Source organism: Pseudomonas sp. Pseu.R1, from assembly GCF_045764065.1.
GTDB lineage: Bacteria > Pseudomonadota > Gammaproteobacteria > Pseudomonadales > Pseudomonadaceae > Aquipseudomonas.
The window spans coordinates 4,805,002-4,826,080 of sequence record NZ_JBJGEE020000001.1 but is presented as its reverse complement, the minus strand read 5'-3'; the positions used below and the strand labels follow the sequence as shown (position 1 = coordinate 4,826,080).

Genomic DNA, 21,079 nt, shown 5'->3' with positions numbered 1-21,079 from the left:
TGGCGCTCAACGCGCTTTGCGTATACTGCACCGATGTTTTCCCCATCGGATTTCCGCCCACGCTGTGCCAAGTGGCTCATCGCAACCGGAATCTTCCTGCTGCTCGGCGCCTGTGTTGAAAAACCCAACACACTGGAACGAGTCAAGGAGGATGGCGTGCTGCGCGTGGTCACCCGCAACAGCCCGGCTACCTACTTCCAGGATCGCAACGGTGAAACCGGTTTCGAGTACGAACTGGTGAAGCGTTTCGCCGACGATCTGGGCGTTGAACTGAAGATCGAAACCGCCGACAACCTCGACGACCTGTTCGACCAGATGAACAAACCCGGAGGGCCTGTGTTGGCGGCCGCCGGACTGGTCAGCACCGAGAACCGCGCCAAACAGGTGCGTTTCTCTCATTCGTATCTGGAAGTCACGCCCCAGGTCATTTACCGCAATGGCCAGTCCCGGCCCACCGACCCCGGCGATCTGGTGGGCAAGAAAATCCTCGTTCTCAAAGGCAGCAGCCACGCCGAGCAACTGGCAGCGCTAAAGGTCAAGTACCCCGGCATCAATTACGAAGAGTCGGACCAGGTTGAAGTCGTTGACTTGTTGCGCATGGTGGATGAAGGCCAGATCGACCTGACACTGGTGGACTCCAACGAACTGGCGATGAACCAGGTGTATTTCCCTAACGTACGCGTGGCGTTCGATCTGGGTGATGGCCGCGATCAACGTTGGGCCGTGGCACTGGGCGATGACAACAGCCTGCTGAACGAGATCAACGCCTTCCTCGACAAGATGCAGAAAAACGGCATGCTCCAGCGGCTCAAGGACCGCTACTACGGGCATGTGGACGTCCTTGGTTATGTCGGCGCCTACACCTTCGCTCAGCATTTGCAGGAACGTCTGCCCAAATATGAGAAGCACTTCCAGGCGGCGGCCAAGGAAGAACAGGTCGACTGGCGCCTTCTGGCTGCCATTGGTTACCAGGAATCGCTCTGGCAACCGGCTGTCACGTCCAAAACCGGCGTTCGTGGGCTGATGATGCTGACCCAAAGCACGGCGCAGGCCATGGGGGTTTCCAACCGGCTGGACGCCAAACAGAGCATTCAGGGCGGCGCCAAGTATTTTGCCTACGTGAAAGAACAACTCGACGATACGATTCAGGAACCGGATCGCACGTGGCTTGCGCTGGCGTCCTACAACATCGGCACCGGCCACCTCGATGACGCGCGTAAAATGGCCGAGAGCGAAGGGCTGAATCCGAACAAGTGGCTGGACGTGAAGAAAATGCTGCCACGTCTGTCACAGAAGAAGTGGTACAGCAAAACCCGTTATGGCTATGCGCGCGGCGGCGAGCCCGTCAGCTTCGTGGCCAACATCCGTCGCTATTACGACATCCTGACGTGGGTCACACAACCGCAGCTGGAAGGCAGCCAGATCGCCGAAGGTAATCTACATGTGCCGGGTGTGGACAAGACCAAACCGCCGGAAGACAAGGCGCCGCTTTAGTGTTTCCAGTCTGAATCGAACGCCGAGCCTTTGTGGGGCCGAATTCATTCGCGAGAGGCCGGTGCAAACGACGTATACCTATCGCCTGATACATCTATCGCGAATGAATTCGCTCCCACAGGGAAGGCGGTGACTTGATACACGCCTACCCCTTCGCCCTTCTCATCTTGAAAAACTCACTCAAAATCGTCCCGCACTCCTCCGCCAGCACGCCGCCCTCGAACAGCACGCGATGATTAAGGAACGGCTGGCTGAAGAACTGCCCCTGACTCTGCACCACCCCTGCCTTCGGCTCCGCTGCCCCATAAACCACTCGACCGATGCGCGAATGCACAATCAGCCCCGCACACATGCTGCACGGCTCCAGTGTGACGTACAGCGTGCTACCCGGCAGGCGATAATTGCTCACCGCCTGCGCCGCCGCTCGAATAGCGACCATCTCGGCGTGGGCGCTGGGGTCGCTGCCGCTGATCGGGCAGTTATAACCGCGGCCAATAATCACGCCGTCGTGAACCACTACAGCGCCCACCGGCACCTCGCCCAGCATCGCCCCTTCGGCGGCGAGCGCCAGGGCCTCACGCATGAAATGCTGATCGCGGCTGCGATCAATGATTTGCGGCTGCCGCATTAAGAAACCTCGATAGCTGCCATAAGACCGGTTTCCATGTGATCGATCACATGGCAGTGGAACATCCACACACCGGGATTATCCGCTACCAGCGCGACCCGTGCGCGCTCGTTTCGCCCTAAGAGGTAGGTGTCGGTGAAATACGGAATGACTTCTTTGCGATTCGACGCAATCACCTTGAAGCTCATGCCATGCAAATGAATCGGGTGCTGATACTGGGTCATGTTCTTCAGTTCGAAGATGTAGCTCTTGCCCCTCTCCAGTTTGGCGATGGGTCTGTCGGCGCAGGTCTTGTCGGTGATGTCCCACGCCTGGCCGTTGATCTGCCAGAGGCTCGGCGGCTTGCCATTGTCGACGTTGACGGACACCGCGCCTGCCCACTCGAAATTGAAGTTGAGCTTCTCGGCGTTGGCCAGATCCGGTTCGGCCACCGGGTTGGCAGGCAGCTCGGGCGGCCAGTCACCCGGCGCGTCATTGCTGGCAACGGAACGAAACGTGCCCAAACGGACGGGGCCGTTACGCAGGGACAACTCTTCGCCCACTGCCGGGGCCTTGATCGCCAGACAGATTCGCATCCCCGGCCCGAGCCAGTAATCCTTGCCCAGTGGGCGGGGCTTGACCGGGTTGCCGTCCAGCGCATAAATCATCGCGTTGGCATCCGGCAGGTTCAGCCGATAGGTGACGGTGTTATCGAGGTTGAGAATGCGCACGCGGGTGATCTGCCCCGCAGGCAACTCCACCACACCTTGAGGCACCCCGTTGATGGTCGAAAGCCGCCCGGCCGTGCCTTCGCGAGCGGCCTCGCGGGTGACGCTGAATTCTGTAAACGCGCCCTGCTCATCCACATGCCAGCTTTTCAGGCTAACGGTACGCTCATGGGCAAATCCGGTGGGCTCGCGCTCTTCGACAATCAGTGGCCCAACCAACCCGCGTCCCAGCTCTTCGCTGCTGCTGACGTGGGGGTGATACCAATAACTACCTGCGTCCGGTACGCGGAACTTGTAATCGAAGTATTCACCCGGCTTGACCGGCAGTTGGGACACATAAGGCACGCCGTCCATTTCCAGTGGCAGACGAATGCCGTGCCAGTGGATGGTGGTCTCGACCGGCAAACGGTTGATGAACCGCACCCGCAACCACTCACCCTGACGCACTCGCAACTCGGTTCCCGGCGCTGTTGCGCCGAAGGCCCATGCAGGGGTGTTGAAACCGGGCACCAGCTCGACGTCCAGCGGCGCAGCGATCAGTTCGTAATCGTGGCCTTCTCCCGGCCCACGCTGGCCGAGCCAGTAGCGCGAAGCACCGCCCGCACCTAGGCCGACGACGGCAAGACCGGCCAGCCCTCCGAGAATTTGTCGACGGGTAAAGGACATCCGATCGCGCACCTTCATGAAATCAAGTGAGGATAAAACGCTTGGCGAGAGGCCTTGCGAGGGGCAAACACGATACACCTGCACTTGAGGAAAAATAAGCGAACTCTGGGCGCAGTACATATTTCGTAGCAATCGAACACACGAGCGGCAGGCAGCGCCGCACCGCATCTGGCGCCACCGTGCAGAAATGAAAAAGCCGGATGAAACCTGTAAGAGGCTGCATCCGGCTTTACTACTGCGCGAGGTTAGACGCTCAGTATCATTCCCACTCGATCGTCGCTGGCGGCTTGCTCGACACGTCATACGTGACGCGGGAGATGCCATCGATCTCGTTGATGATCCGGCCGCTGACGGTCTCCAGCAGTTCGTACGGCAGGTGTGCCCAGCGCGCGGTCATGAAGTCGATGGTTTCCACAGCACGCAGAGCCACAACCCAGGCGTAACGACGGCCGTCACCGACCACGCCAACCGATTTCACCGGCTGGAAAACGACGAAGGCCTGGCTGACTTTGTGATACCAGTCGGCTTTACGAAGTTCTTCGATGAAGATGTGGTCCGCACGGCGCAGCAGGTCGGCATATTCCTTCTTCACTTCACCCAGGATACGCACGCCCAGGCCCGGCCCCGGGAACGGGTGGCGATAGACCATGTCGTACGGCAGGCCCAACTCCAGACCCAGACGGCGGACTTCATCCTTGAACAGTTCGCGCAGTGGCTCGACCAGTTTCAGGTTCATTTCTTCCGGCAGGCCGCCCACGTTGTGGTGCGACTTGATGACGTGAGCCTTGCCGCTCTTGGCGCCAGCGGACTCGATCACGTCAGGATAAATGGTGCCCTGAGCCAGGAATTTGATGTTGTGCAGTTTGGCCGACTCGGCATCGAATACGTCGATGAACGTGCGGCCAATGATCTTGCGCTTCTTCTCTGGGTCGGCTTCACCGGCCAGATTGTTGAGGAACTGATCTTCGGCGTTGGCGCGAATCACTTTGACGCCCATGTTCTCGGCGAACATAGCCATCACTTGCTCGCCTTCGTGCAGGCGCAGCAGGCCGTTGTCGACGAACACGCAGGTCAGTTGATCGCCGATCGCTTTGTGCAGCAGCGCCGCAACCACCGAGGAGTCAACACCGCCGGACAGGCCCAGCAGCACATTGTCAGTGCCCACTTGAGCGCGAACTTGAGCGATGGCGTCTTCAGCGATCTTCGACGGCGTCCACAGGGCTTCGCAACCGCAGATGTCGAGGATGAAACGCGACAGGATGCGACCGCCTTGCTTGGTGTGGGTCACTTCCGGGTGAAACTGCACGCCGTAGTAGCCGCGAGCGTCATCAGCCATGCCAGCGATCGGGCAGCTTGGGGTGCTGGCCAAAATGTGGAATTCGGAAGGCAGTTTGGTGACTTTGTCACCGTGGCTCATCCAGACGTCAAGGCCCAGCAGGCCGTCAGCATCGACATGGTCTTCGATACCGTCGAGCAGGCGGCTCTTGCCGACGACATCAACACGGGCATAGCCAAACTCACGCAGATCGGAGCCTTCAACCTTACCGCCCAGTTGCTCAGCCATGGTCTGCATGCCGTAGCAGATGCCGAAAACCGGCACGCCCAGGTCAAATACCGCTTGCGGGCAACGCGGGCTGTCGGCTTCGTGCACGGACTCGGGACCACCGGCGAGGATGACGCCTTTGGGAGCGAATTCGCGAATCGCTTCGTCGTCCATGTCGAACGGGTGCAGTTCGCAGTACACGCCGATTTCACGTACGCGACGGGCGATCAGTTGGGTGTATTGAGAACCGAAGTCCAGGATGAGGATACGGTGGGCGTGAATGTCGAGGGCCATGAGTCATTCTCGTCGAAAATCAGAAACAAGACGGGGCTGTAATGAACAGCCCCGCTACAGAATTCTTGAAACGCGCCCGAATCACCGGGCGCATTTCCAATCACCCTACGCGATAGTTCGGCGCTTCTTTGGTGATCTGCACGTCGTGAACGTGGGATTCGGCCATGCCTGCACCGGTGATGCGAACGAATTCAGGCTTGGTGCGCATTTCCTGAATGTTGGCGCTACCGGTGTAGCCCATGGAGGAACGCAGGCCGCCCATCAGTTGATGGATGATGGCAGACAGCGAGCCCTTGTAGGCAACGCGACCTTCGATACCTTCCGGTACCAGTTTCTCGGCACCTGCGGACGAATCCTGGAAATAGCGGTCGGAAGAGCCTTGCGCCTGGGACATCGCGCCCAGCGAACCCATGCCGCGGTAAGCCTTGTAGGAGCGACCCTGGAACAGTTCGATTTCGCCCGGCGCTTCTTCGGTACCGGCGAACATCGACCCCATCATCACGCTATAGGCGCCTGCAACGATGGCTTTGGACAAGTCACCGGAGAAACGGATGCCGCCATCGGCGATCAGAGGAACATCAGTGCCTTCCAGCGCAGCGGCGACGTTGGCAACGGCGCTGATTTGCGGCACGCCGACACCGGCAACGATACGGGTGGTGCAGATCGAACCTGGGCCGATACCGACTTTCACGCCGTCAGCGCCTGCTTCAACCAGTGCGCGAGCCGCTTCGCCGGTGGCGATGTTGCCGCCGATGACCTGAACCTCAGGGAAGTTCTGTTTGACCCAGCGAACGCGGTCGATCACGCCCTTGGAATGACCGTGAGCGGTGTCGACGACGATGACGTCAACGCCTGCTGCAACCAGCGCGGTGACGCGCTCGCCCGTGTCTTTGCCGGTGCCGACCGCAGCGCCAACGCGCAGACGACCTTGATCATCCTTGCTGGCCAGCGGGTAGGCTTTGGCTTTCTCGATGTCCTTGACGGTCATCATGCCTTTGAGTGCGAACTTGCCGTCAACGATCAGCACTTTTTCCAGACGGTGCTTGTGCAGCAGCTCGCGGACTTCGTTCTTGTCAGCGCCTTCGCGGACGGTGACCAGACGCTCTTTGGGCGTCATCACTTCGCGGACAGGGACATCAAGACGATTTTCAAAACGCACATCACGGGAGGTCACGATGCCGACGAGCTCGCCGTCGTGCAGAACCGGAACGCCGGAAATGTTGTGTTGACGGGTCAGTTCGAACAAATCGCGAACAGTGGCGTCAGCCTCGATGGTGATCGGATCCTTGACCACACCCGCTTCGAACTTCTTGACCTTGCGTACTTCAGCGGCTTGCTGGTCGATGGTCATGTTCTTGTGGATGATGCCGATGCCGCCTTCCTGAGCCATGGCGATGGCCAGACGGGCTTCAGTGACGGTGTCCATAGCGGCAGAAACGAGGGGGATGTTCAGTTCGATGCCACGGGTCAATCGGGTTTTCAGACTGACTTCGTTGGGAAGCACCTCGGAATAACCGGGCACAAGGAGAATATCGTCGAATGTAAGGGCTTCTTGGCTGATACGCAGCATCGCTGGGCTCCCGAGCGGGAAAATGGAAGCGCGCCATTATACCCAGACACCTACCCTTGCTCAACGTAAAGATCAGGCTATTTCATAATCAATACAATGGAACGGCTCTATCGCACGTCCCTTCTTTATAAACGCACTTTGACGAACGACACAGGACGATCAAGTCGCTCGGCAAATTCTTCGAGAAAGCTGGCTTTGAAGCCCGCATCCAGCCAGTCGTTGAAGATGAATCCCAGGTTGGAAAACCCACACGGGTCAAGAAACAGAAAGCCGTTGATGTCGTCTTCGAAGCGGCATTCGGGACAGATGAAGTTGTCGGTGTGCCCCGGCATCCATTCTTCCAGGCTGTCGAACAGCGCCTCGCCGATCTCGCGGCGGCACTCCGGGCACCCGGCCTCTTCCTTGAACCCCTGCTGGGGCGTGTAGATGCAACGCTTGAGCACGATTTCCAGACCATTGACCGGCTTGCCGTAGGGCAGCGCATCCGGGTGTTCGACGAAGCGCCGCGCACCGGGACCAATGGCGTAGGCCATGCGGTTGAAACTGCGCCCGCAGGTGCTCAGCGACTCTTCCACCACTTCCAGCTTCACCAGCCAACGCAAAATCGCTCGCGCCTTCACCTCATGGGCAGGAAAGCTGGAGATTTGCGGCACGATGATGCTTTGGGTGTTCATGACAAGGCCTGGCGGACACGGGATCGGGGGCGGCAGCTTAATGCCAACGCCGAGATCGTCAAGTATGGCGCTTAACCTGCCAGGTAGCGACCGATCAACGTGATGCCACTGATCAGCACCATCCAGGTCACCAGACGCACGAACATCTCTCGCGAGAGGCGCATAACCAAATGACGCCCGATCCACGACCCCACCAGCATCGCGGGCAACAGGCAGACCGCCATGACCAGCAGCGACAGTTGCGCGTAAACGCCCGTGATCACGAACAGGCTCAGCCGCACAATGGTGCTGCAACTGATGAGCGCATTCTGCGTGGCGCGAGCCTGTGCCTTATCAGTCAGACGACCATTGAGGTAGATCGCGTAGAGAAATCCGCCGCTGCCGAATAGGGCGCCAAACAAGCCACCTGTAGTGCCCATCGGAATCGACCAAGCGGCAGACAACTGCGTTGGCCTCACCTTCACCGCCAAGCTATAGATCGAATAGCCGATCAGAAACAGCCCCATTAATAACAGCAGCACGTCAGATTTGAGGTTAAGCAGAAATACCACGCCCAAAGTACAGCCGACCGCCATGCACGGCACCATGCGCATCAACTCGGCCCGCACGACGGATTGCCGCGACGGCAGCAGATGGCTGAAGGCGGCGAGAAAATCCAGCATCACCAGCAAGGGGATAATCCGCGACAGCGGCATGAAGTGGATGAGAACAGGACCTGCCACCAATGCAGTGCCGAATCCGGCGATGGCGAAGACCAGATAAGCAGCGATCACGCCGCCCTCGATGAGCAGCCAGTCCAGCGGGGTCAGCCCCAGTTGATCGAACGCAGTGGAAACATCGGCAAGAATCGCGAGCATTGTGTCCTCCATGGATGAGCGGCGGCGGCAAGCATACTCGAAATGCAAATGAACACCGCTGCAGTTGAGATCAGACGCCGCGCTTGTGGGAGATTCTATGTTGACGGGTCAACCGCATTCGCCACTAAGGCGGCTCCCACATTGACCGCGCCAGACCCAAGCCTTTTATTCGACGCCATACCTGTGGGAGCCGGCTTGCTGGCGAATGCGTTGTGTCAGCTACAAATGTGTTGGCTGACCCAGTGCTTTCGCCAGCAAGCCGGCTCCCACAGGCATATGTGTATCTCCAAAGAACGCACTGCCCTGCATCAACGGTGGTGACCCACGCCCCAATCCCTTTATCATGCCCGGCATGATCAAAGACCCCTTCGCAAGACTCGGCCTTGACCGGGAAGTCCTCACTGTCAGCCAGCTCAACGGCCGCGCGCGCGTGCTGCTGGAAGATGTGTTCTCCAGCATCTGGGTGGAGGGCGAAATTTCCAACCTGTCGCGCCCGGCCTCAGGCCACGTCTATTTCACCCTGAAAGACAGCGGTGCGCAGGTCCGTTGCGCGCTGTTCCGCAGTAACGCCGCACGCGTGCGTCAGGCACTGAAAGACGGCCTGGCGGTGAAAGTCCGGGGCAAAGTCTCATTGTTCGAAGGCCGTGGCGACTATCAGTTGATTCTCGACACGGTCGAGCCCGCGGGCGATGGCGCACTGCGTCTGGCCTTCGACGCGCTCAAGGACAAGCTCAACGCCGAAGGCCTGTTCAGCGCCGAACGCAAAGTCGCCCTGCCCTTGCATCCACAGCGTATCGGCATTGTCAGCTCGCCCACGGGCGCGGTGATTCGCGACATCATCAGCGTCTTCCAGCGCCGTGCCCCGCAGGTCGAACTGACACTGATCCCGACGGCTGTGCAGGGCCGCGAAGCGATCAACCAAATCGTGCGTGCGTTGAAGCTGGCCGATTCGCGAGGCTTCGACGCGCTGATCCTGGCCCGAGGCGGCGGTTCGCTCGAAGACCTCTGGTGCTTCAACGAAGAAGCCGTCGCGCGCGCCATCGATGCGTGTGTGACACCGATTGTCAGCGCTGTGGGCCACGAAACCGACGTTTCGATCAGTGACTTCGTGGCCGACGTACGTGCGCCCACGCCGTCCGCTGCCGCAGAGTTACTGGCACCCGATTCCAGCGACCTTCATCGTCGCGTGGAAAACCTGCAACGGCGACTGATCACGCGCATGCGCGACCGCCTGATGCGCGATCGGTTGCGTCTGGACGGCATATCCCGTCGCTTGCGTCATCCGGGCGAACGACTGCGTCAACGCGCGCAGCATCTGGATGATCTGGACATGCGTCTGCGTCGCGCCTTTGAGCTGCTGATGCACAAACGCGCTACACGCATGGCTCATCTGGAAAGCCGACTGGCCGCGCAGCATCCCGGCCGTACCCTCGCCTTTCTGCGTCAGCGGCTGGACGTGCTGGCCGAGCGCTTGCCCCGCGCGATCAAGGAAAACCTCAAGACCCGCCGCCTGCAACTGCAGAGTCAGGTGCAGACGCTGAATGTGGTCAGCCCGCTCGCCACCCTCGGTCGCGGCTACAGTATTTTGCTGGACGAACGCGGCAAGGCGGTTCGCAGCGCCGAGCAAACCCGCACCGGCCAGCGCCTCACGGCAAAACTCGCCGAGGGCGAATTGCAGGTGCGAGTGGAAGACAATCACCTGACGCCTGTCACCCTTTCCCTTCTGGACTGATCGATGCTGCCTTTTATCTCCCGTTCTCTGGCCGGTGCAGCGCTCGCTCTGTGCCTGGCCCTCCCCGCCCACGCTGACAGCTACCTCTCGCGTCTACTGAACAAGCCCGTGCCAGGCGGTGTAGCGGTGGTCGATCTGGGCCCCTCAGCGCAAGCGCCGAAAGCCACGTTTCAGGGCAAACCTGTATTGGTGGTGAAAGATCAGGATGCGCGCTGGCTGGCCATCGTCGGGATTCCTCTGACCATCAAACCGGGTACCTCACAACAGGTGACCAGCGGCGGTCGTACGCTGTCGTTCGCGGTGGGCAGCAAGAAATACCCCGAGCAGCACATCACCTTGAAGAACCAGCGCCAGGTCAACCCGAACCCGGACGACCTGAAACGCATCGAACAGGAACTGGACGTACAGGTCCGCGCCTACCGCACGTTCAGCCCGGTCACGCCGAGCAACCTGCTGCTGGACAAGCCTGTGGATGGCCCGCTGTCGAGCAAATTCGGCGTGCGTCGTTTTTTCAACGGTGAGGAGCGCAATCCCCACGCAGGTCTGGATTTCGCGGTTCCCGCTGGGACACCGATCAAATCTCCGGCAGCAGGCAGGGTGATTCTGATCGGCAACTATTTCTTCAACGGCAATACCGTGTTCGTGGATCACGGACAGGGCTTCATCAGCATGTTCTGCCATATGTCGAAGATCGATGTGAAAGTGGGCGACGCCGTGCCCCGAGGTGGCGTGGTGGGTCGTGTGGGTTCGACTGGCCGCGCGACAGGGCCGCACATGCACTGGAACGTGAGCTTGAATGATGCGCGCGTGGATCCGGCGATTTTCATCAATGCGTTTCAGCCCTGACGACGCATTCACTCCTAACAGGGATCGGGTTGCGCAGACCAAAAGTGTTGAGCAATAAAATCGCTTAAAGAGCGGACAAATCGCTACAAAATCTTTCAAACACAGCTTTACCGAGTTCCGCTACCAATTTTTCCCAACTGCTTGCCACCTTTCACCCCATTGGTTACGGTTGGACACATGAAAACGTCCCAAACCCTCATCCTGCTGCGTCAACATCGCTGCCTCAGTCTCGTCAGTGCACGACTGCCAGGCTGAATTGCGGTGCCTCGACGCTACACCTTCGCTGCATTCTCGTGACAAACCGGCCGGCCGCCTTCTTTCGGCCCTGCGTACAAAAAGGATTATTCAAATGACCATGCTCAAAGATCCCTCGAAGAAGTACCGCGCGTTTCCAACCATCGATCTGCCTGACCGTACCTGGCCTTCCAAGACCATTACCGAAGTGCCGATCTGGTGCAGTTCCGACCTGCGCGACGGTAACCAATCGCTGATCGAGCCAATGGATTCGGTCAAGAAACTGCGTTTCTGGAAAACCCTCGTTCAAGTGGGCGTGAAAGAAATCGAAGCCTCGTTCCCGGCGGCGTCGCAAACCGACTTCGACTTCGTGCGCACCCTGATCGAAGATGGCCACATCCCGGACGACACCACCATTCAGGTGCTGACCCAAGGCCGTGAAGACCTGATCGCCCGCACCTTCGAATCCCTGCGTGGCGCCAAAAAGGCCATCGTTCACCTGTACAACGCCACCTCGCCGTCTTTCCGTCGCATCGTCTTCAACCAGGACAAGGACGGCATCAAGGCTATCGCGGTCAACGCGGCCAAGCTGTTCGTCAAATACGCCGCACAACAGCCGGAAACCCAGTGGCAGTTCGAGTACTCGCCTGAAACGTTCAGTGCCACCGAACTGGACTTCGCCAAAGAAGTCTGTGACGCCGTGGTCGAAGTCTGGAACGCGACGCCGCAGAACAAGGTGATCCTCAACCTGCCTGCCACCGTTGAAGTCGCCACCCCGAACATCTACGCCGACCAGATCGAGTGGTTCTGCCGCAACATCAACCGCCGTGACAGTGTGATCATCAGCCTGCACACCCACAACGACCGGGGCACCGGCGTTGCCGCCACTGAACTGGGCCTGATGGCCGGTGCCGACCGCGTCGAAGGCTGCCTGTTCGGCAACGGCGAGCGCACCGGTAACGTCGATCTGGTGACCGTTGCTTTGAACATGTACACCCAGGGTCTGAACCCGCAACTGGACTTCTCCGACATCGACGGCGTGCGCAAAGTCGTCGAAGAGTGCAACCAGATTCCGGTGCATCCACGTCATCCGTATGTCGGCGATCTGGTTCACACTGCGTTCTCCGGCTCGCACCAGGACGCTATTCGCAAAGGCTTCGCCCAGCAGAAAGAAGACGCGCTGTGGGAAGTGCCTTACCTGCCAATCGACCCGGCCGACATCGGTCGCAGCTACGAGGCGGTGATTCGCGTCAACAGCCAATCGGGCAAAGGCGGCATCACCTATCTGCTGGAACAGGAGTACGGCATCTCCCTGCCGCGTCGCATGCAGATCGAGTTCAGTCAGGTGGTTCAGGGTGAAACCGACCGTCTGGGCCTGGAAATGACCGCTCAGCAGATCTACGCGCTGTTCAAGACCGAGTACCTGCAAGCCAACAAGCCGTATGCACTGGTCAGCCACCGTCTGCAGGAAGAAAACGGCCACAGCGCTGTAGAAGTCGAAGTCACCGGCAAGGGCGATGGCGAGAGCAACTTGCACTGGCGTGGCAAGGGCAACGGCGCATTGGAAGCGCTGGTGGCCGGCCTGCCGGTTCCCGTAGAAATCATGGATTACAACGAACACGCCATCGGCGCGGGCACCACGGCCAAGGCCGCTGCCTACATCGAACTGCGTGTGAATGGCGAGCGTGCAGTCCATGGCGTGGGCATCGACGAAAACATCACCACCGCCAGCTTCAAGGCCCTGTTCAGCGCGCTGAACCGTGGTCTGATTCAGGCCGAGATCGCTAAAGCCGCGTAACAGACTGCTTTGCCGGCACAGCACAACGCATGTGGGAGCCGGCTTGCTGGCGAATACGGTAGGCCTGCCCACGATGCGTTGACTGATCCACCCTATTCGCCAGCAAGCCGGCTCCCACAAGAATGTTTGACCGGCAATAGCGTATCGACAGGGATATGCGGAAGACAAAAAAGGCCCTGAAGTGAATGCTTCAGGGCCTTTTTCGTTGCAGCGCACTTATCAAGCCGTGGTGTTTACGGTGCCTTTCATCAACTCCAGCAGTGCCGCTTGCTGCGCTGCCAATCGCGCCGTAGTCCCGGCGATCTGCTGCTGAATGGCCATGACCTGCGTAGCCTTCTCTTCTTCCGAGACCTTGCTCGCCTGAGCTGCCGCCAGTTGCTGCTGTTGTTGCTCCAGCATCTTCTGGGTCTCTTTGATCTGCTCCTGCAACTGTTTGATCATCTGCTCGCGAGTCATACCGGAATCATCCGCCTTGGGCGGCTCGTACACGTTGCCCCGCAAATTCACGTTAACCGTGGTTGCCTCACTTTTCGTGGATTCGTCATTTCTGACAGCCGTCGTGAACGCAGTGGGATAAGGGCTCAACGAACTTGTATTGATGGTAGTCATAATGAACTCCTGTTCTGTGCGCTTTGTATCGGCCTGCTTACACAAAACTGAAGAACATTATGTCGCGCGCACGAAAACGCCCCACGGTGTGAACCATGGAGCGCTTTTGCGTGAACAACGAATTACGCAGTGGTGTTGATGCTGCCGGACTGCTGCAGTTGCGCCAGCGCCGCTTCTTGAGTGGCCAAGGTCGCGGTGGTCGTGGAAATCTGGCCCTGAATGGCCATGGCGCGCTGAGATTTCTCTTCGTCCGAGCCGCTGCCCGCTTGCGCGGCGGCCAGTTGCTGTTGCTGCTCTTGCAACTGCTTCTGGGTTTCCTTGATCTGTTGCTCCAGCTTCTCGATCGCTTGCTCGCTTTCGCTGGACGAGCTGGAACCGCCGCCCGCGCCACCTGCGCCCGACGCACCGCTCGACGCCGACGTTTGCGAAGTAGAGGACGCAGTCGTGGCCGCGGCTGTGGTGGACGTGTCGCTGTCGGCGCCTGTGGTCGTGGTGTCTTTCTTGACCGTTACGGCGAAGGCGCTGGTGTAACTGCTGAGCGAGGATGTGCTGATACTGGTCATGACGGATCTCCTGTTTAGGTACATCGCTATCGACCGCACACCCCGTAAACTCTATGACTTTAGTGTATCTCGTATGTATCAGCGTCGAGATATGCCGGGAATTTCTGCCGGTACGCGGCCAGGCTGTCGGCGGACAGACTGACGTGAAACACGCCGTCGGCCTCGCCGATGTTCAGCAGGCTCTCGCCCTGGAAGTCCAGCACCTGACTGTCCCCGGTGTAGGACAGGCCTTTGCCATCGACCCCCACCCGATTGACCGCTGCCACATAACACAGGTTTTCGATGGCCCGTGCAGGCAACAACCGGTTCCAGTGCTGTCGGCGGGCCCCCGGCCAGTTGGCGGTGTACAGCAGTAGGTCGGTGTCACGGGCATCACGACTCCAGACCGGAAAGCGCAGGTCGTAGCAGATCAGCGGACGAATCCGCCACCCCTTGAGCTCGAACTGCACCTGGCGCTCGCCGGGGCTGTAATGCTCGTGCTCGCCAGCCATGCGGAACAGGTGGCGCTTGTCGTAATGCAGCAGCTCGCCATCAGGCCGCGCCCACAGCAGGCGATTACGGTGGCTGCCATCGGCCGTGCGCGTAATGACACTGCCCGTGATAACGGCATTCAGGCGTTTGGCCTGACTCAACAACCACGTCGAGGTGACGCCGTTTTCAGGCTCAGCCAAGGTTTCAGAATCCATGGAGAAACCCGTGGTGAACATCTCCGGCAAGATCACCAGATCAGCGTCCTCGGCCTGAGACAACAGCTCTTCGAAATGAGCGTGATTGGCCGCGCTGTCGTGCCAGACCAGCGTGGTCTGAACCAAAGCGATGTTCAGGTTCGGCAGTTGACTCAGATCGCGCATAGTTTTTCCGCTGCCAGACGCAACGTCTCCTCTCGCTTGGGAAAGCACAGGCGAATCAGGCGCTGGCCTTCAGGCGGGTTCTGGTAGAACACCGAGGGCGGAATGCTCGCCACACCGTGTTCGCGGGTCATCCAGAGCGACATCTCGACATCATTCAGATCCGGGCGAATCTGCGAGTAATCGACCATCTGGAAATAGGTCCCTGCCGCGCGCGTGAACGTGAAGCGCGAGGACGCCAGACGATCACAGAAGAAGTCACGCTTGGCCTGATAGAACGCAGGCAGCTCTTCGACATGCTCAGGGCAGGCCGCCATGTAATCCGCCAGCGCCCACTGTAACGGGGTCACGCCGCAGAAGCCGACGAATTGGTGAATCTTGCGCATCTCGGCCGTCAGCGCAGGAGGCGCGACGAGATAGCCGGTTTTCCAGCCAGTGACGTGATAGGTCTTGCCAAAAGAGCTGACCACGAATGCACGTGCGTAGAGTTCTTCATGGGCCAGAACACTGGCGTGTTTCACACCGTCGAACACCAGATGCTCGTACACCTCATCGCTGACCAGATAAATATCGCGGTCACGAATCAGCGCCGCGAGTTGGTCCAGTTCGGCACGGGAAATCAAGGCACCACTGGGGTTGTGCGGCGTGTTGATGATGATCATGCGGGTCTTGGGGCTCAGCGCAGCGTTGAGCTGTTCCCAATCGATGGAGAAGTCGCCATTCTTCAATTGCACATGAACGCAGCGGCCACCGGCCAGCTCGACCGACGGCTCATAGCTGTCGTAACTCGGGTCGAAGACGATGACTTCGTCCCCTGCGCGTATAACGGTCTGGATGGCACAGAAGATCGCATGGGTCGCGCCGGGCGTAATGGTGATTTCGGTGTCGACGTTCACCTCGCGTCCGTAGCAACGCGCGATTTTCGCCGCTACTTGCTGACGCAATGCGGGCAGTCCGGCCATCGGTGCGTACTGGTTGTGGCCGTCCATGGTGTGGCGGCAGAGCGCTTCACGCAGCGCTTCGGGTCCGTCGAAATCAGGAAAGCCTTGGGACAGGTTGATCGCCCCGGTTTCGGTTGCAAGCTGGGACATCACGGTAAAAATGGTGGTGCCAACGTTCGGCAATTTGCTGGTGATCATGGGTCTTCCTGCTCTACACCCGGCTCCAGAACGGCAGGGGAACCGGCAGAATAGCCCAATAAACGGATACAAAAAAAGGCGCCAATGGCGCCTTTTCGAAGAAAGTCCGTTACCGAATCAGCGTTTATCCTTGCGCTTCTTCTCGGCTTTCTTGTGGTGCGACATCAAGCGACGCTTCTTGTTGACCTGGCGGTCGGTCAGCGTGTTCTTGTTGCCTTCGTACGGGTTTTCACCGCCCTTGAACTCGATGCGGATCGGCGTGCCGACCAGTTTGAGCACGCGACGGTAGGTGTTTTCCAGATAGCGCACGTAGGATTTCGGCACCTTCTCGACCTGGTTGCCGTGGATCACGATCAGCGGCGGGTTGGCGCCACCCAAGTGAGCGTAACGCAGCTTGATCCGACGGCCATTGACCATCGGCGGCTGGTGTTCGCTGATGGCGTCTTCGAGGATCTGGGTCAGACGGCTGGTCGGCCAGCGGGTTACCGCCGACTTGAACGACGCCTGTACCGATTGATACAGGTTACCGACACCCGTACCGTGCAACGCCGAGATGAAGTGAATATCGGCGAAGTCGACGAAGAACAGACGACGCTCCAACTCGGTCTTCACGTAGTCGCGTTCGCTCGGCTGCATGCCATCCCACTTGTTCAGTGCAATGACAATGGCGCGCCCGGACTCCAGTGCGAAGCCCAACAGGTTCAGATCGTGATCCACGACGCCTTCGCGGGCGTCCATCACGAAGATCACCACGTTGGCGTCTTTGATGGCCTGAAGGGTCTTCACCACCGAGAACTTTTCGACTTCCTCGTGGATCTTGCCGCGCTTGCGCACACCGGCGGTGTCGATCAGCGTGTACTTTTCTTCGTTGCGCTCGAACGGAATGTAGATACTGTCGCGGGTGGTGCCGGGCTGGTCATAGACGATGACCCGATCTTCACCCAGCATGCGATTGACCAGCGTCGACTTGCCGACGTTGGGACGACCGATGATGGCGATCTTGATGCCGTCTTTCTCGCTCGGCCCAGGAATGCGCTTGGCTTCTTCGCCTTCAGCAACGTCTTCCTCTTCGCCCTCTTCTACTTCATCCGCATCTTTCGGGAATTCGCCCAAGGCGATTTCCATCATTTGCGAGATACCGCGACCATGTGCGCCCGCGATCGGGATCGCGTCGCCCATACCCAGCGGGCTGAACTCGGCGCGAGCCATGTCCGGGTCGATGTTGTCGACCTTGTTGGCCACGACATACGAGGTTTTGTTGCGCTTGCGCAGGTGCTCGCCAATCATCTGGTCGGCAGCGGTAAAACCTGCTTTGGCGTCCACCAGAAACAGCACGACATCGGCTTCTTCGATGGCCAGCAGCGACTGCTCGGCCATCTTCTCGTCCATGCCGTGTTCGTCACCGGAGATACCACCGGTGTCGATCACGATATAGGAACGCCCTTGCCACTTGGCCTCACCGTACTGGCGATCGCGGGTCAGACCGGACAGGTCGCCGACGATGGCGTCGCGACTGCGGGTCAGGCGGTTGAACAAGGTGGACTTGCCGACGTTCGGTCGACCCACCAGGGCGATTACGGGAACCATGCGGCTCTCCACTTCGTTATTTCAGAAAATACAAAAGCCGCTGCAAGGCAGCGGCCGGAGTTCGGAGCAGCACCCAAAAGTGCCGCAAGCCCCGTCAGGCGGGGCCGCGAGAGGAAAGCCGAAAGCCAGCCTCCTCAAGCATAGACAGCCACTACTTGATCGTCAGCGCTTCCAGCTTGCCGCTGTTGCCATAGACGTAAATGGTGTTGCCCGAGACCAGTGGACGAGCGCGCAGGCCGTCACCGTCGATTTTTTCACGCGCGACGAAATGACCGTCGACCTGGCTCAGCAGGTGCAGATAGCCTTCCATATCGCCGACCGCCACGTAGCTGGAGAACACCTCGGGCGAACCCAACTGACGACGGGCCAGCGAATCGTTGCTCCACAGTGCAGTGGAGGAACGCTCGTCGACGCCTTCTACAGTACCGGTGGCCAGGGAAACGTAGACGCTGCCAAAGCCCTGGGCCACGCCCGAATAGCTCGATGCATCACGCTGCCACAGCACACGGCCGCTCTGCAGATCCAGCCCCGCAACACGACCCTGGTAGGTCGCGACATACAAGGTGCTGCCCGACAGCAGCAGGCCACCGTCGATGTCGACGACGCGGTCCAGCTCCGAGCGACCTTGGGGAATCGCAACCCGCTGTTCCCACACCGGCACACCATTGGTGGTGTCCAGTGCCACGACCTTGCCAGTCGACAGACCGGCGACCGCCAACTGGCTGGTCACCAGGGGTGCGCCCGTACCGCGCAGGGTCAGGACCGCCGGACTGCTTTCATAGATCCAGCGCTGATTGCCAGTGGCGGCGTCGTAGCCAATGACCCGGTCATCCTGAGTCTGGGCAACGACCACGTCACCGTTGGTGGCCGGAGCGGACAGCACTTCGCTGGTCGCCTTGGCCTTCCACTTCTGCTCGCCGGTAGATTCGTCGAGCACGATCACTTCGCCACGCAGGGTGCCGAGCATGACCAGACCGGAACCTACACCAACGGCGCCGGACACAGGCTGTTCGAGTTCTTTCTTCCAGACCACGTCACCGCTGCTGCGGTTAATGGCCATGACCAGACCATTGGCGTCGGCAGCGTAGATGTTCTCGCCATCGATGGCTGGAACCAGCATGTTGTAGATGTCGCCCTGACCGTCACCGACCGAGCGGCTCCACAGCTTTTGCAGGGTCACTTCCTGTTTGAAGTCGACCAGTTCCGCCGGAGGCAATTCCTTTTTGCTGTTGCTGCTGCAACCCGCGGCCAGAACGGCCAGAGCCAGCAATGCTGCATGTTTCCAACGAATCACGTCACGCATCCCCTTTCGCCAGATCGTCGAGCTTCATTTGCAGGCCACCCACTGCCGATTGCTCGGACAGCGCAGCCTTGGCTTTCTTGTATGCCGCATACGCATCGTCGGTACGACCCAGTTGAACCAGCAGGTCGCCACGCAGTTCTTCACGGCTGGCTTCGAACGACTTGTCGACTTGACCGTCGAGCAGCTTCAGCGCGTCTTCCGCCTTGTTCTGTGCCGCCAGCACGCGGGCCAGACGTTGACGGGCGATCTCGCCCAGCGTCGGGTTGACCGGTTTGTCGGAAACGGTTTTCAGCTCGTTGGCTGCGTCGTCCAGCTTGCCGGTGTCCACCGCGACCTTGGCCACGAACAGACTGCCGTACTGGGCATACGCAGTGCCGCCGAATTCGCTTTTCAGCTTGCCAGCGATTTCAGCGACCTGACCGGCATCGGCCTGACCGCTTGGGGTCAGTGCCGTTTCAAGCAGTTGCTGGTACAGCGCCGAGGCACCTTGTGCCTGGTTGTTCTGATAGCGATGCCAGGCCTGCCAGCCCAACACCACGATCACTGCGAGCAGACCGCCGGTGACCAGAGGCTTGCCATTGCGCTGCCACCAGTCTTTAACCGCCGCCAGTTGTTCTTCGTCAGTACTCGACACCCCAATACTCCTATCCGCTTTCGCTTAAACGCTTGTTATCCAGCCTCAAGCCTGCGGAATGCAGGCGCCCAAGTGCTCGGAAAGAGCATCCCAGGCAACAGTCTGTTGTTCACCCTGACCACGCAGCGGCTTGACACCCACTTCCTGGCGCGCCAGTTCTTCATCACCCAGGATCAGCGCATACAGTGCACCGCTCTTGTCGGCTTTCTTGAACTGGCTCTTGAAGCTGCCTGCCCCGGCATTGACCTGCAGACGCAGGTTCGGTGCCTGATCGCGCAGACGCTCGGAAAGCGCCAGCGCCGCCAGCTCGGCTGCTTCACCGAATGCGCAGACGTACACGTCGAGGATACGGGAAATTTCTTCCGGGACCTGCTCCAGCGTTTCAAGCAGCAGCACCAGACGCTCGATGCCCATGGCGAAACCGACACCGCTGGTCGGCTTACCGCCCATCTGCTCCACCAGACCGTCATAACGACCGCCCGCGCAGACCGTACCCTGAGCACCCAGTTGGTCAGTGACCCATTCGAAAACGGTCTTGCTGTAGTAGTCCAGGCCACGCACCAGTTTGGGGTTGATCACATAGGGAATGCCAGCCGCGTCCAGACGCGCTTTCAGGCCTTCGAAGTGAACCCGGGACTCTTCATCCAGATAATCCGCCAGCTTTGGCGCGTCGACCAGCACCGCCTGGGTTTCAGGATGCTTGGTGTCGAGCACGCGCAGCGGGTTGGTCTTCAGGCGACGCTGGCTGTCTTCGTCCAGTTGCTCGTGACGCGCCGAGAGGTACTCGACCAGCGCTTCACGGTAGCGACCACGGGCCTCACTGGTGCCCAGGCTGTTCAACTCCAGTTTGACCGCATTGCGAATGCCCAACAGGCCCCACAGACGCCAGGTCAGGACGATCAGCTCGGCATCGATGTCCGGACCGTCGAGGTTGAACACTTCGACGCCAATCTGGTGAAACTGGCGATAGCGGCCTTTCTGCGGGCGCTCGTGGCGGAACATCGGGCCGATGTACCAGAGTTTCTGCACTTGGCCGCCGCCCGTGATCCCGTGCTCCAGCACCGCGCGCACACAGGCAGCAGTGCCTTCAGGACGCAGGGTCAGCGAGTCGCCATTACGGTCGGCGAAGGTGTACATCTCTTTTTCGACGATGTCGGTGACTTCGCCGATCGAGCGCTTGAACAGATCGGTGAATTCAACGATCGGCATGCGGATCTGGCGATAGCCGTAGTTATCCAGCAGACGCGATACGGTGCCTTCGAAGTAGCGCCACAGCGGCGTCTGGTCCGGCAGGATGTCGTTCATGCCACGAATGGCTTGCAGGGACTTGCTCACAAAAATTCCTTGGAAAAC

The 21,079-nt window shown here is 59.5% G+C and carries 18 protein-coding genes; 4 read left to right on the top strand and 14 right to left on the bottom strand.

Annotated features, from left to right (window positions below):
* Positions 1-33 precede the first annotated feature (33 nt).
* Entirely contained in the window at positions 34-1,494 is a 1,461-nt protein-coding gene (gene mltF, locus ACI5GA_RS21975; protein ID WP_404637350.1) for a membrane-bound lytic murein transglycosylase MltF, read from the top strand.
* A 145-nt stretch (positions 1,495-1,639) separates the two neighbouring features.
* On the opposite strand, the gene tadA is transcribed toward mltF, so the two are convergent.
* From tadA to ACI5GA_RS21945, 6 genes are all read right to left on the bottom strand, one after another.
* A complete protein-coding gene (tadA, locus tag ACI5GA_RS21970) occupies positions 1,640-2,122 on the bottom strand; it encodes a tRNA adenosine(34) deaminase TadA (protein ID WP_404637348.1) in 483 nt (160 codons plus the stop codon).
* Positions 2,122-3,495: a multicopper oxidase family protein gene (locus ACI5GA_RS21965; RefSeq protein ID WP_421424248.1), complete on the bottom strand. Its 1,374-nt coding sequence runs from the start codon at positions 3,493-3,495 to the stop codon at positions 2,122-2,124. Before ACI5GA_RS21965 ends, tadA begins: the two co-directional genes overlap by 1 nt.
* 259 nt (positions 3,496-3,754) lie before the next feature.
* Positions 3,755-5,332, bottom strand: a complete 1,578-nt coding sequence (gene guaA / locus ACI5GA_RS21960) for a glutamine-hydrolyzing GMP synthase (protein WP_404637344.1) — start codon at positions 5,330-5,332, stop codon at positions 3,755-3,757.
* Between the two features lie 100 nt (positions 5,333-5,432).
* Positions 5,433-6,902 (bottom strand): IMP dehydrogenase, encoded by a 1,470-nt coding sequence (gene guaB / locus ACI5GA_RS21955; RefSeq protein WP_404637342.1) that lies wholly within the window; start codon positions 6,900-6,902, stop codon positions 5,433-5,435.
* 125 nt (positions 6,903-7,027) lie between these two features.
* Entirely contained in the window at positions 7,028-7,576 is a 549-nt protein-coding gene (locus ACI5GA_RS21950) for a sugar ABC transporter ATPase (RefSeq protein ID WP_404637340.1), read from the bottom strand.
* Between the two features lie 71 nt (positions 7,577-7,647).
* Positions 7,648-8,433, bottom strand: coding sequence for a sulfite exporter TauE/SafE family protein (locus ACI5GA_RS21945; RefSeq protein WP_421424247.1), 786 nt, complete (start codon positions 8,431-8,433; stop codon positions 7,648-7,650).
* Positions 8,434-8,785: 352 nt separating this feature from the next.
* On the opposite strand from ACI5GA_RS21945, the gene xseA reads away from it, so the two are divergent.
* From xseA to leuA, 3 genes are all read left to right on the top strand, one after another.
* The gene (gene xseA / locus ACI5GA_RS21940; protein ID WP_404637336.1) at positions 8,786-10,165 is read left to right on the top strand and encodes an exodeoxyribonuclease VII large subunit; all 1,380 of its coding nucleotides are present in this window, start codon (positions 8,786-8,788) and stop codon (positions 10,163-10,165) included.
* A 3-nt stretch (positions 10,166-10,168) separates the two neighbouring features.
* Positions 10,169-11,011, top strand: coding sequence for a peptidoglycan DD-metalloendopeptidase family protein (locus ACI5GA_RS21935; RefSeq protein WP_421424246.1), 843 nt, complete (start codon positions 10,169-10,171; stop codon positions 11,009-11,011).
* 349 nt (positions 11,012-11,360) lie between these two features.
* The gene (gene leuA, locus ACI5GA_RS21930) at positions 11,361-13,043 is read left to right on the top strand and encodes a 2-isopropylmalate synthase (protein ID WP_404637332.1); all 1,683 of its coding nucleotides are present in this window, start codon (positions 11,361-11,363) and stop codon (positions 13,041-13,043) included.
* A 219-nt stretch (positions 13,044-13,262) separates the two neighbouring features.
* On the opposite strand, the gene ACI5GA_RS21925 is transcribed toward leuA, so the two are convergent.
* From ACI5GA_RS21925 to hisS, 8 genes are all read right to left on the bottom strand, one after another.
* The gene (locus ACI5GA_RS21925) at positions 13,263-13,652 is read right to left on the bottom strand and encodes a hypothetical protein (RefSeq protein WP_404637330.1); all 390 of its coding nucleotides are present in this window, start codon (positions 13,650-13,652) and stop codon (positions 13,263-13,265) included.
* A 122-nt stretch (positions 13,653-13,774) separates the two neighbouring features.
* Positions 13,775-14,215 (bottom strand): hypothetical protein, encoded by a 441-nt coding sequence (locus ACI5GA_RS21920; protein WP_421424245.1) that lies wholly within the window; start codon positions 14,213-14,215, stop codon positions 13,775-13,777.
* Positions 14,216-14,274: 59 nt separating this feature from the next.
* Positions 14,275-15,066 (bottom strand): amidohydrolase, encoded by a 792-nt coding sequence (locus ACI5GA_RS21915; RefSeq protein WP_404637326.1) that lies wholly within the window; start codon positions 15,064-15,066, stop codon positions 14,275-14,277.
* Positions 15,054-16,202 (bottom strand): pyridoxal phosphate-dependent aminotransferase, encoded by a 1,149-nt coding sequence (locus ACI5GA_RS21910; protein ID WP_404637324.1) that lies wholly within the window; start codon positions 16,200-16,202, stop codon positions 15,054-15,056. Before ACI5GA_RS21910 ends, ACI5GA_RS21915 begins: the two co-directional genes overlap by 13 nt.
* A gap of 117 nt (positions 16,203-16,319) precedes the next feature.
* Positions 16,320-17,789, bottom strand: a complete 1,470-nt coding sequence (der, locus tag ACI5GA_RS21905) for a ribosome biogenesis GTPase Der (RefSeq protein WP_404637322.1) — start codon at positions 17,787-17,789, stop codon at positions 16,320-16,322.
* A gap of 151 nt (positions 17,790-17,940) precedes the next feature.
* Positions 17,941-19,092: an outer membrane protein assembly factor BamB gene (gene bamB / locus ACI5GA_RS21900; RefSeq protein ID WP_404637320.1), complete on the bottom strand. Its 1,152-nt coding sequence runs from the start codon at positions 19,090-19,092 to the stop codon at positions 17,941-17,943.
* Positions 19,085-19,726, bottom strand: coding sequence for a YfgM family protein (locus tag ACI5GA_RS21895; protein ID WP_421424244.1), 642 nt, complete (start codon positions 19,724-19,726; stop codon positions 19,085-19,087). The genes bamB and ACI5GA_RS21895 overlap by 8 nt, the downstream gene beginning before the upstream one ends.
* A gap of 45 nt (positions 19,727-19,771) precedes the next feature.
* Entirely contained in the window at positions 19,772-21,061 is a 1,290-nt protein-coding gene (gene hisS, locus ACI5GA_RS21890) for a histidine--tRNA ligase (protein ID WP_421424243.1), read from the bottom strand.
* Positions 21,062-21,079 lie beyond the last annotated feature (18 nt).